Below are 12157 nucleotides of genomic sequence, written 5' to 3'. Positions count from 1 at the left end.
AATCAAAAGCTTTATATAAAAGTTCCAATAAATGATTAAGTAGATATTGATGTAATAATAGTTTTTTTGGAAAAAATGCTAAAAGACTCAATATTTTAAAAACTCAAAGAGGTGTAATTATGTCTGAAGAAGAAATGATGGAAGAATTTGTCGATGAAGACGAAGAAAAATTACCTTTCGCAAAAGCTGAAGTTGTACGTCTGATGAAAGAAAATCTCGATGACGACAAAATGATCAGGGAAAGAGTAAAAGTTGAAATGAACAAATTCTTAGGAGATGTTTTGAAAAATGTATGTAAGCAATTAAATGACTACCCATACACAACTATTGAGTATGAAATGCTTAAAGAGTCAACTTACCCATACACAAACATTGAAAGAATCAACCAAGAAAAAGAAAGAATCTTATTACATTTAGAAGCTATCAAAGCGGACTGTAACGCATTAGCTATGGATGTACAAAAAACCTTAAAATTAAAAGATGTTGTTGAAGAAGATTCATTTGTGAACTTCTCAGCTACTGAAGAAGAAGAGGAAGAAGAATAGATCTTCTGATTCTCTTTTCTATTTTTTTTAACCTAGTGAATCATCGATATAAGTTCCCAATGGCTCTCATCAGATTGGGTCATTCGGATGATATTTTTTTTACCAAGTTCAAGTATTAATCTTCAATAATGCTGAAACCTGTTTTTAATCCGTGCAGTTCGTCTTCCGGAATTTCAGAAACTTCGGCGCTGTCGCTGACGATGCTGCTTTGTCCAAATGGATCCAATATAATCAAAGTTGCTGTGCCGTTTCCTTTTTTGAGTTCCTGAACAAACTTAAGGGTGCTTTTTGCGTTTTTCTGTGACTCGTCATCGTCAAAGAGTTTCAATGCTCTTATGACTGCACTTTCAAAACGGGTCAGGACCCCTTCAACATTGGTAACGTATCCTTCTGATTTTGGACCTGGCTCCACCTTGATTCCTGCCTCAGGAATAATAACTGTTGCGGACTGTGAGCGGACAACCCTCACGGACAATGTGTTCTTGTTTATTTCCAAAACATATTTTGCAGGGTCTTTGTGCTCCAGGGCAAGTATATCTGAGTGCTTGAATCCGCATGCTGGGCACTGCAGGGTTGTTTCCATTACCTGACCAAAATGAGGAATCTCCAGTTCCTTCATTATGGATTTTGCAACTCCTTCGATACCGCATGCAGGGCATTTGATAATCATTTCATTAATAGTTTCATCATTCATTTAAAACATATCCTTTATCAGTCAATTCTTTCAATATCTTATTCAATTTCTCTTCGCTGGAAGCGCTTATTGTAGTGTCCCTGTACTCTGAGAGATTGTACAGTTCAGTGAGGTATTCCTTTTTGCTCGGGTCGTTTGTGACATTGTCAATAAACCTTTTTGCGGATTCATTATCGTTTACATGAACGGTTCTAACCAATGGCTCCTTGAATCCTTTTATGTTGTAGGTAATCTTTTCCACACTTCCGTTGTTGTCATTTATTATTATCTTTATGACATCGGACAGCTCATCAACGCTGTTTATCAGTTTTATGTTCATGGAGGAGTTGTGTATATGTGACAAGATTTTATCAAGGGTTTTTTCAATTGTCTCTGACTTGATTACGGCAGCGCCATGCTCTTCAGCTTCGCTCAGCAGATGATCGTGTATGATTCGGTTTTCCTTAAAGAAATCCAGCTGCTTTCCTCCACGATGGATTTCAACGGCTCTTTTCACGAAACGTTCCTTGTGGGATTCCTCATCGGAGCTTAGGATGAAGAAGTAGATGTTGGCGTCCTCCTCGAACTGTTCGGTATTGATGAGTCCGGGAACCAGGTGAACTCCCTCAAGGATTATGTCGTCATAATCTGTGATTGCCCGTTGAATAATTTTCTCAAGTGCGGGAACGACGTAGGATGCATGCTCATCGAAACCTGCTGACACCAATTCGTCATAACTGCGGAATCGATTCTTGTTTCTTATGTGCTTGTAGGCGTCATAGGATGAGCTGTGCAGTGCAGGAGCATATTCCTTACCTATTATGCCTCTTACCACTGCCCTAATGAAGTCACTTTCAATCAAATGCTTAATGTTCAATGAACGTGCAAGTTCAGCGGCAATGGTGGATTTTCCAATCCCGGATGCGCTTCCAATAAGTATCACATAAGGTTTTCTCATCTTGTCATTCCCCCAAAATCATTTTTTAATTATTTTCTATATATGTGATTATTTTAATATAAAACATTATACTTTATTAATATGAAAAACAATAATTAATAATATAACATTTTTTTGAAAAATTATTTTTTGAAAAATTAATAGAATAAGTTACATGATTAGTTATAAGTTATAAATTATAGGATAAAGGGGTGTGAAGTTTTTGTATTCAGTAAAATCAGTTAAAGACATTCAGGATTTAAATCCTTTCATTGTAGTAGGTTGCGGAGGTGGAGGAGAAAAATTCTCCAATCTCGACGGAATAGAGGCCGTAGGTTTCATTGACGATGACGTCAAAAAACAGGGAACAGCTTATTGTGGTCAAATCATATCAGGCAGTCTTGATGAATGCCTGGAAAATGCGCCAGAGGCCAAATCCTTGGTTATAATGTTGCCTATAGGTGCAGAAGGCACAGCCTTAAAGTATGCCGTTCAAGCAATCGATAAGGGATTGAATGTTGTCACTTCATTCAGATCATTATCTATTGAAGAGAACTTGTCTTTAAAGAAATTTGCTGATTCAAAAAATGTTGTTATCAAAGAGATTAGTCCAAGATTGGATGTTGTTGAAAAAATAGCTGGTGTAGCCCCTGAAAAATCATGTGAAGTTTTACCTAAGATATCTTATAAACCAAAAGCACCAGTAATTTTTGTTGGAGGAACATCCCAGGAATGTGGAAAGAGGACAACCACAAAAATGCTTGGTTTGGCAAGTTCCGAAAGGGGAATGAATCCTGCAATCATATCAACTGATGAAATGGGTTTAGAAGAACCAACTGATTTTAACTTTAGAGCAGGAAGCCTATCCGCAATGGATGTGCCTTCCGCCGTTTTATCCGCTATCAAATATATTGAGGAAACCAAGAAACCTGACATTATTTTCATTGAAGGACAATCCAGTTTGACTGAAAAGGGAAACCCTCATCCAAGAGGATTGTCAGCAGCCATATTGATAGGTGCTTCTCCTGATGCAGTCATTGTTGGACACAGACCAAATCACCCATACAGGGAACCTAGAGGCATCGAAGAGGAAATAAAAGCTATTGAAGCTGTAGAACCGACCAAAGTTGTCGGTCTTTCCGTCAACCTTAAGAATGCTGATCTGGACTTATGCCCTGAATATTTCGAATCCACTTTCGGTTTACCAGCTGAAGACGTTTACAATAATGGGGCTTCTAAATTACTAGATGCAATCCTTGAATACTTAGAGGGGTAATTTAAATGAGTTTTACTGACACACTAAAAAAGAGCTTAGGCTTTGAGGAAACAGAAGATAACAAGAACAAACCGAAAAATGAATTTTCCATTTTTCTGGATGATATTCGTGACGCTTTAAAGCCTAAAGGAAATCCAAACAATAAACAACAGTACAGACAGGAACCTCAAAAGCAATATGGACAAACTCCTAGACCTACTCCTACTCCTAGTCCGAAACCTAAAGCAAGGCCAACTCCGGTGTATGATGAGTATGAGGTCATTATTCCAGACCAATCCTATTATGAGATTATTCTAATAAGACCTAAGACAATCGATGACATCAATTATGTTGTCGACCAGGTTATTGAGGAGCAAAATCCTGTTATTTTAGACTTATCATTCTTGGAAAAAGAAAGCGCTCCCAACTATAAGTTGGCAACAGACAAGATCAAACAAATGAGGTCAAAATTTGGTGCGCAGGCGTTGCTGCTTTCACGTACCGAGGATAAGAATCTGATTATCATTTCTCCTAGAAAAGTGAAAGTTTTAAATAAAGGATAAGTAGAATTTAATTTCTACTTTTTTTAACTATTTTTTAAAAATTTAGCATATCTCATCACCACATAGGCCACCAGAAGCACTGCTATAACCGTTTCCACAGTTAAAATGTTGTCTAGCAGGATATTGGGGGCAAAATTTTTAACAACTCCCTTTGTTGCAAGGGCGCTGATAACAAATGGAAATGTGAATGCCGCAAAACTAGGGTAAAAATCAATGTTTCTGTAATCTATGAATTTATATAATGAAAATATGTAGAATATGCACGCAAATGTGTACAGTATCATTAGGAATTCATTTGATATGCTTTCGGCAGAATTCAGATAACCCACAATCAGTATGCTGAACAATGCTGTGAAAATGCAGATTAATGGCTTGTTCATGTCTGTTTTATTTGGATATCGGATATATCTGTAAAAGATTACCGGTGTGGTCACAAGCATTGATATGAATCCGATGATGAAGAATGTGAAATCCGCCTCATGGATGCCATGAACGTTTGCGGTTATTGCTGCCATTGTGATTCCAACATAGACAATCCACCAAGTTGGATAGACTGTATTTATATCGAATTCACGTATGACGAAACGATAGGTGAAGTAAATCATTAGCAGAATATGGAGGACAACTCCAATAATCCACACACCATATGATAAGATAGGCATAAATGCTTTAAGATATGTAGATAGAATCATCAATGCCATGGAAAATGTGCCGCAACTGCTCAGTATGATGGGATTTTCAAAGTCTTGCCTAATGCTTTTCGGATAAAAAATCACCTTTAAGAGAATTAGGATCAAGAATATGCCTCCGATGCCTCCAAAGAGGTATCTCAAATAGGGATGAATGTCCTGGACCAGATTTCCCAGTGAAAATAATGCAAGAATCAATCCTGAAGCCGGCAGGGGCAATTTTTTTACAATATTCATATTCATCTACAAGTTAAAGAATTTTTGAGCATTTATGGATGCCACTTTTTCTATTTCACTGTTTTCATAACCCTGATTTTTCAGTTCATTTACTGTTTTCGGCACTGAAAGAGGATCTGACGGCTTGTTGCTTATGTCACTGTTCAAAAGAAACTTGTCAAAGCCGTACTCATCCAAAATGGAAATTGCTTCAAACTTGTCCATTTTTTGGGGCTGTACGGTCAAACCCAACATGCAATCGGTGTCAATGACATCGCACACGACATTTGGATTGATGTGGTCAATCACAGCTTGACTCTCATCGAGATGCTGTGGGAGAATGTCCAGAATGACATCAAGAACTTCCTTCTTGTTCTTTCTTGGAGTATGAATTATAACCTTGGAGTCTGTCTCTGATGCAATGTCCAGCTGTCTTTTAAAGACGCTTATCTCGGCATCGGTTAAATCCTCAAGCCCTATTTCTCCAATGGCTATAATCTGATTTGAGTCTATCCATTGGTAGAGCTGCTTAAATATCTCTTCAGGATTGATGTTTGAATTGGTAGGGTGGATTCCCAATGCGACCTTCAGGTCAAGGCCATGCTCCCTGGCCCTTTTAGTGTCCAGCTCCAAAATCCTGTTGAGATGGTTTAACAGTATCATTTCGTGAGGTATCCTGTATGGATAGTAGCTACAGGTTATTGCAGTGTCTATTCCTGCATTAAACATTTCTCCAAAGTCTTCTCCGCTTCTTGCATCAGCATGCATATGAGTGTCAATCATGTTATCACAATACTATTTTTATTTTCATTTTTTAAAAATTTGACTAATTTTTAAGCTTTTCGCAAATGCATTTTTCTGCTTCTGTTCACTTCAAGATATTTTATATCATTTATGTAATAAAAAGTATATCAAAAGTAATACTATTTGGTGGTTAATTTGACAAGAAATAAAGAACATGTAGAACACTACAACACAATATCTAAGGATATAAAATTCGTATCCAACTCAGTAATTAGATTAAGAATATTGAAGGAGCTCTATGAAAAGCCAAGCAACATGAAGGAACTCACATGCGTAACCGATTTAAGTTACAGTTATGTGTCAAGCATATTGAGTGACCTGGAGTCAAGAAACATGGTTTGTCGCAAATCCAATAGGTTCTATCTGGAAACATCCCTGAAACTGCAGATAGAAAACATGATCGATTTTGCAATCCTGATAAACCTGCTCGAGGAAATCTTCAACATTGTTGAGGGTCATGTGGTTGACATGCTCCCAAATGAATCCATAATGGAATTCCATCTCCTTCAGGATTCCGTCTTGATGGAATCAGATGGAATAAATGCCGACATGCTGGACAACGTGATGGAAGCCAATTTAAGGGAAGCTGATCGGGCCTGCTGCATTCTTCCGGTGTATTCGAATATATTGAATGGTGCATTAAATGGCTTGGCAGAAAATGGAAACTATGTTGAGCTTAGGGTTTCTGAAAACTTATACGGAATTTATGATGAAAATTCCAAGGCAAGATATATCTCTGCTTTCAAGGGCAGAAACAATTTCCTGCTGATTGTCACAAACAGGGCTATGATTCTCGGATTCTTCAGGGATGATGGCATTTTTGATAAAAACAGAATATTGATTTCTACTGGTGACGATTCCCTGAAATGGGCGAATAATGCATTCGGTTATTTTAAAAAAAATTAGAAAAATGAGTAAAATACTCATTTAAAATATTTTTCAAGGTATTCGTTTAAATCAGAGATAGGAATTCTTTCCTGAGCTTCTGTATCTCTGTCTCTCACTGTGACCTGATTGTCCTCTAGGGTATCAAAGTCGACGGTTATTGCAAGAGGAACACCTATTTCATCTGCTCTGGCATATCTTTTACCGATGGTTCCTGTGGCATCGTATTCTACAGTGAATCCTGACATTCTTAAGGTCTCTGTCAATTCCTGAGCGATTTCACGAGGACCTTCCTTGTTGACAAGTGGGAATATTCCAAGCTGTACAGGAGCAACTGACTTGTCGAACTTGAAGTAATCCTTTCCTTCGGTTTCGGTAAATGAATGCAATAATACGGAGTAGGTAATACGGTCAATACCGAAAGACGGTTCGATAACGTGAGGAACGATTTTCTCACCTGTGATTTCCTCTTCAACATCTTCAAAGATGAGCAGGTCTTCAGTCACTTCGTAAACCTTATCCAATTCAACTGTGAATTTGCCGTCAGCTTCTATCGCAGCCTTGATGTCATCAATGTCTGCATCTTCAATGGCCTGTTTTACTTTAGGAGAATCTCCCTTGAATATTGGTCCGAATTTGGATAGGTTAGGTTTGACAATTGTCTTTTGAACCTTTTTAGGTTCGTCATATTCAACAAAGACATTTAACTCCTCATTACTGAACTGGGAGTGTGAGCTTAAGTCATAGTCTCCCCTATCTGCAATTCCGATAATCTCGACCCAACCGTATTTGTCGGTGAGCACTTCAACGTCCCAACAGTCGAGGGCATAATGGGCCATTTCTCCAGCCAAATGTTGTCTGAATCTTAAGACATCTTCAGGAATGCCAATTTCAGTCAGGAACTTGCGTGCTAAGTATAATTGGTAAATCAACATTTCATTTGCCACGATGCCTTTGTCGAGAGCTTCACGGGCTGTGATTTCCAAAGGTTCCAAATTATTTTCCTGAACTTCCTGTGAGTTTAAGCGCAATACGACATCCTCGATTTGTGAAAACTTAGGATGAGTCTTGTCTTTTGGGTTTAAAAAGATTTCTGCTTCTGCTTGTGTGAATTCACGAAGTCTGATTACTCCTTGCCTTGGTGAAATTTCGTTTCTGTACGCTTTTCCGAGTTGAACAGCTCCAAATGGCAATTTTCCTCTGAAGAATCTTTCCAAACGTTTGAATAAAATGAAAATTCCTTGAGCGGTTTCAGGTCTCATATAACCTACCTTATCGCCTTTAGCACCTATGGAGGTTTTAAACATCAAATTGTAGTTCCAGATGTTTGACAGTTTGCCGCCACATTCAGGACATACGATGTTGTTGTCAATGACGATTTGGTCAAGCTCCTCGTTTTCAAGGCTTTCCACATCCTCTCCGATAACCTCTTCAATGATATGGTCCGCTCTGAAAACCTCGCCGCACTTTTCACATTTGCACATTGGATCGGTAAAGTTGTCAACGTGTCCGGATGCCTTTAGGACTTCCTTAGGCATTACTGTTGGACCTTCGATTTCATAGAATCCTTCACCGGATACGTATTGCTTTCTCCATTTTTGCATGATGTTGTTTTTAAGACTTGCTCCAAGAGGGCCGTAATCTGTAAAACCGGATACTCCAGAATATATTTCAAATGAAGGCCATAAAAATCCTCTTTTAGCACTGATGTTACTCATTTTATCATGATTCATAAATAATTAACTCCATTTATTTTTTTAGCTCGTAATCTAATTTGACTCTACTGCTTTCAGGGCGAGTCTGACCCATGTATTTACTTTTTCTATCAGGGTGTCCATATGGCACTTCAGAAGGTGAGGTCATTGTTTCGAATACGATTTGACATACTCTTTGACCAGGATATAATGCAACAGGCATTGCACCGATGTTGGAAATTTCCAAAGTGATTTTTCCTTCAAAACCAGGGTCAATGAAACCTGCTGTAACGTGCATTGTAACACCTAAACGACCCATACTTGAACGGCCTTCCACTCTTGCAACGAGGTCGTCAGGTATTTTCACATATTCCAATGTGGTGGCCAATGCGAATTCATTAGGGTGTATTATAAACGCATCGCCATCTTCAACGACTGTTGATTCCATGTAAGATGCGATGTCTTCCTCATCTTTCGGATCAATGTAGGGTTTTCTAATTACTTTAAACACTTTAAATTCGTCCCCCAATCTCATGTCAACAGAAGACGGTTGTATCTGTTTTTCATCTTTTAGAGGGTCAATTGTCAGTTTACCTTCTTTTAAATATTTTTTGATGTCTTTATCACTTAAAATTGCCATTTTTTCACACAAGTAAATTTATAAGTATTAAAAATCTCTAATTTCCAGCAAATCATCCATTCTATTGACCACATTATCAATGGTCTCATCGGTATAGTCGATTGTAATGGCATCAAATTTGCAGGAATTTACACACAATCCACAGCCTTTGCAATTGTCATGGTCTATGGATATCTTACCATCCTTTAAACTGATTGCTTGGAACATGCAGACTTCATTTAAGCATTTTTTACACATTCTGCAGTTTTCTTCATGGAGCTTTACGGTAACTCCGTCAAGCCTTTCCAATTTGTCGCTTATTTCATCATCCAAATTAGGATATACCTTCCATAGGCAGCAACATGGACAGCAGTGGCAAATGGTCAACAGACCTTTTCCAGGCCTCACATTCATCCAAACAGTGTCAATCTTATTTCTTCCGATGATATGGCTCAAACCGGCTGCATCCGCTTTATCAACATGATCCAATGCCTCTTCCACTGTTGCCTTATGGCCGATGTTCTTTGGGATTTTTCGGGTTGTAGGTCCTAAGAAGATGCATCCAATGTCTTGAGGATAATCCTCACAGTTGTTTGAAGCCCTGCAAAGGCAGGAATTCATAATCACAATGTCGTCGCAACGTTTGATGACATCCTTGATGACTTGGGTCGGCAAGAACTCAGAGCCTTCGGATTCTATTTTCTTGTTGATGTTGATGGTGTTAGGCACAACAATGATTTCATCATCCTCAAATAGCATCTTATCAACTATTTTTCTGTAAATTCTGGATTTTTTTGTAATTTCAGCTATCCAGAATCTCCAATTGAAAATGTATTTAAGGACAAAAATACTAATGTCTGCAAAGCTAATCTTTCTCATTGTTCACCAAGTTTATTGTTTAATCTTCTTAAGATACCTTTCATGGTATGCGCTTCACGGCCTGTTATGAATGCTCGTGAGATTATATTGTTAAATGTCTTTTTACCGTTTTTCTTTTTATGCTCTGGAATGTCAAGGGAATCTATTAGGGAATCCATATCCTTTTGCAGGTATTCCTTTTCCAGGGAGCTGCTTTCGCTAAGGCCTTCCACGCCGAACTCATGCTTGTTCTTAAACAGCTCATAGAATATTATTGCGGCCGCATGGGAAATGTTCATGATTGGATAGGTCGGGTCGGTTGGAATTGACACGCAGATATCGCAATCGCCGATTTCCTTGTTTGAAAGTCCATCACCCTCTCTTCCGAAGAGTATGGCTATCTTGTTTTCCACGTTTATGGATTTGCCAAGTTCTTCAGGCTTGATTGGAATTCTTGCTAGGTTGTAGCTTCCGCCAACGGTTCCTGTTGAAGCAACCTTGAAATCAATTCTCTGTGATTGATAAAACTCATCCAAAGTAGGATAGATTTTTGCATTCTCCACAATGTATTTTCCATGTGTGGCCTGATAGTATGCCTCGTTTGTCAGTTTTGTAGGATTAATCAACACAAGATTTTTCAATCCAAAGTTTGCCATTGTCCTTGCAAGGAATCCCACGTTTCCAGGGGTTTCGCATTCCACAAAAACAATGTAGATATTTTCTTTAAAGAGACTCACTTCTTCGTCTTCCTTTTCACGAATGAGCTTGACTCTTCCGGTGCCTCTCGCTTGCTTTGTTGAGGCAGCCTTTTTTGTTGAAGTTGATTTCTTTTCGGATTCGCTTTCCTTTTTCTCTTCAGGTGAAGCCATAGCTGTTGTCTCAACTACTTTCTCCTCACTAACGGCAGCATCTCCTATTTTAATCAACTCCTAAATGATTATTCATAAGCTTTATCTAATAATTCAAGTATGTGAAGTGTCTTGATGTCTTCACAACCACTGGCATCCAATCCGTCCTGCAGGTTCAGTTTGCAGAATGGGCAGATTGTAACAACGGCATCGGCTCCTGTGTCCTTGATCATTTCTGCCTTGGACTTTGAGAGGTCCATTGCAATTTCAGGTTTTCCGGATTTGATTCCTCCGCCGGCACCGCAGCATTGGCATGGATACAGCATCTCTTCAAATTCAACGCCAGGAATCTTTTCAATGATTTCCCTTGGCTGGTCCTTGATTCCTTGGCCTCTGCCCAAGTGGCATGGGTCATGGTATGTCACCTTCATGTTCACTTCTTTTAATTTGGATTCATCAAGTTTGTCAACCAGGAATTCGCTGATGTCCATTACATTAAGCTCAGACCCGAATTGCGGGTGGTTGTTCTTCAAAGTGGCTCCACAGCCGGAGCAAATGGTAATTACAGTATCATAATCCTTGAACACTTCTTTATTTATGTCAACAAGTTCCTGTACAAGGTCTGTCTGGCCGGTTCTTAAAAGTGGGGAACCGCAACAGACCTGGCCTTCAGGCACGTCAATGTCAATTCCGTTTTCTTTCAATATCTTAACCAGCTTGTGGCCGGTTTCAGGGAACTTATAATCCACCATACATCCGGTAAAGAATGCTATCTTTGAACCTGTTTCGTTTGTCACCTCTTCGATGAACGGTGTCTTGTCTGTCTTGACGGACCTTCCTGTTTTTTGAATGTTTTCCTTGAATGCAACGTGTTCCGGAAGAGGTCCTGAACCGTTTGCAACAGCAATTGCCCTCATGCGTTCAATCGCATCTCCAAATGTATTGATGTTTTTAGGGCAAACCGCCAGACACTTGCCGCAACTTGTACAGTTGTACAGCCCTTCATCCAGCGCTTCTTTTAGTCTGTCAAAGCTTTCCCTTGGGTCGCTTTCAAATTTGGAAATGTATCTCATGAGGTATGGTCCGCCGAATTCCTCTGTTGCAATGTTTACAACAGGGCATGTGGAAAGGCAGGAGTAACATTCAATGCAGCTTCTCACCTTTTTGGTTTCGATAGAATCCTCTTTGGTTATGCTTGTGTCCAGTCCATCGCATTTGTGGTCACATTGGAGGGACAATTCCAAATCCTTGACCTTGGCTTCGATGCTTGACTTGTCGACAATAAGGTCTTTGATAACTGGGAAATTGAGAGGTTCAATAATAGCTCCATCCTTGATTTCTTTTTGGCATGCAAGAGCTCCGTTTCCTTTAAACAGAATGCCGCAGGACCCGCATTGTCCAGCTCTGCATGAGCTTCTGAAACTAATATCAGCATCATATTTGTCATTAATAGCTTGTAGTGCATCGAGAACTTTCATATGGGGTGTTTGTTCAATTTCATAGCACTCCAAATGTGGTTCTGTATCGGTTTCACTATTAAATCTTGAAACATAAACTTTAATCATCATTCC

General features: G+C 39.0%; 13 protein-coding genes. 4 read left to right on the top strand and 9 right to left on the bottom strand.

Translation table 11 applies throughout. From position 1 onward, the window contains the following. Positions 1-119 precede the first annotated feature (119 nt). Complete coding sequence (locus MBBTH_RS04765; RefSeq protein WP_116591916.1) at positions 120-545, top strand: hypothetical protein; 426 nt, start codon at positions 120-122, stop codon at positions 543-545. 115 nt (positions 546-660) lie between these two features. Here the strand turns inward: MBBTH_RS04765 and MBBTH_RS04760 are convergent, their stop codons facing one another. Then, a complete protein-coding gene (locus MBBTH_RS04760; protein ID WP_116591915.1) occupies positions 661-1239 on the bottom strand; it encodes a ZPR1 zinc finger domain-containing protein in 579 nt (192 codons plus the stop codon). After that, entirely contained in the window at positions 1232-2176 is a 945-nt protein-coding gene (locus MBBTH_RS04755; protein ID WP_116591914.1) for a 3H domain-containing protein, read from the bottom strand. The genes MBBTH_RS04760 and MBBTH_RS04755 overlap by 8 nt, the downstream gene beginning before the upstream one ends. A 202-nt stretch (positions 2177-2378) precedes the next feature. Here MBBTH_RS04755 and MBBTH_RS04750 point away from each other — a divergent pair, with 202 nt between their 5' ends. Then, positions 2379-3431, top strand: coding sequence for a DUF1611 domain-containing protein (locus MBBTH_RS04750; protein ID WP_116591913.1), 1053 nt, complete (start codon positions 2379-2381; stop codon positions 3429-3431). Positions 3432-3436: 5 nt separating this feature from the next. Next, positions 3437-3973, top strand: a complete 537-nt coding sequence (locus MBBTH_RS04745) for a cell division protein SepF (protein ID WP_116591912.1) — start codon at positions 3437-3439, stop codon at positions 3971-3973. Between the two features lie 23 nt (positions 3974-3996). Here the strand turns inward: MBBTH_RS04745 and MBBTH_RS04740 are convergent, their stop codons facing one another. Both MBBTH_RS04740 and MBBTH_RS04735 read right to left on the bottom strand, forming a co-directional pair. Beyond that, a complete protein-coding gene (locus MBBTH_RS04740) occupies positions 3997-4899 on the bottom strand; it encodes a TDT family transporter (RefSeq protein ID WP_165814033.1) in 903 nt (300 codons plus the stop codon). A gap of 6 nt (positions 4900-4905) precedes the next feature. After that, the gene (locus MBBTH_RS04735; RefSeq protein ID WP_116591910.1) at positions 4906-5661 is read right to left on the bottom strand and encodes a TatD family hydrolase; all 756 of its coding nucleotides are present in this window, start codon (positions 5659-5661) and stop codon (positions 4906-4908) included. A 156-nt stretch (positions 5662-5817) separates the two neighbouring features. Here MBBTH_RS04735 and MBBTH_RS04730 point away from each other — a divergent pair, with 156 nt between their 5' ends. Then, a complete protein-coding gene (locus tag MBBTH_RS04730) occupies positions 5818-6588 on the top strand; it encodes a transcriptional regulator FilR1 domain-containing protein (RefSeq protein WP_116591909.1) in 771 nt (256 codons plus the stop codon). Positions 6589-6605: 17 nt separating this feature from the next. On the opposite strand, the gene glyS is transcribed toward MBBTH_RS04730, so the two are convergent. Genes glyS through tfrB form a run of 5 tightly spaced genes read right to left on the bottom strand, consistent with a single transcriptional unit; the run spans position 6606 to position 12151 of the window. Next, positions 6606-8300 carry a glycine--tRNA ligase gene (gene glyS / locus MBBTH_RS04725; RefSeq protein ID WP_116591908.1) on the bottom strand — a complete coding sequence of 565 codons (1695 nt, stop codon included), beginning with the start codon at positions 8298-8300 and terminating at the stop codon, positions 6606-6608. Between the two features lie 16 nt (positions 8301-8316). Beyond that, a complete protein-coding gene (gene dcd / locus MBBTH_RS04720) occupies positions 8317-8901 on the bottom strand; it encodes a dCTP deaminase (RefSeq protein WP_116591907.1) in 585 nt (194 codons plus the stop codon). Between the two features lie 27 nt (positions 8902-8928). Continuing rightward, positions 8929-9759 carry a DUF362 domain-containing protein gene (locus MBBTH_RS04715; protein ID WP_116591906.1) on the bottom strand — a complete coding sequence of 277 codons (831 nt, stop codon included), beginning with the start codon at positions 9757-9759 and terminating at the stop codon, positions 8929-8931. Next, entirely contained in the window at positions 9756-10664 is a 909-nt protein-coding gene (locus MBBTH_RS04710; protein WP_116591905.1) for a TrmJ/YjtD family RNA methyltransferase, read from the bottom strand. The genes MBBTH_RS04715 and MBBTH_RS04710 overlap by 4 nt, the downstream gene beginning before the upstream one ends. An 11-nt stretch (positions 10665-10675) precedes the next feature. Continuing rightward, positions 10676-12151 carry a fumarate reductase (CoM/CoB) subunit TfrB gene (gene tfrB / locus MBBTH_RS04705; RefSeq protein ID WP_116591904.1) on the bottom strand — a complete coding sequence of 492 codons (1476 nt, stop codon included), beginning with the start codon at positions 12149-12151 and terminating at the stop codon, positions 10676-10678. Positions 12152-12157: the final 6 nt, after the last annotated feature.

Origin of the sequence: Methanobrevibacter thaueri (assembly GCF_003111625.1) — an archaeon.
Taxonomy (GTDB): Archaea; Methanobacteriota; Methanobacteria; order Methanobacteriales; family Methanobacteriaceae; genus Methanocatella; species Methanocatella thaueri.
Note: the sequence above shows the minus strand (reverse complement) of the source record. Positions and strands in the feature narration are given on the sequence as shown.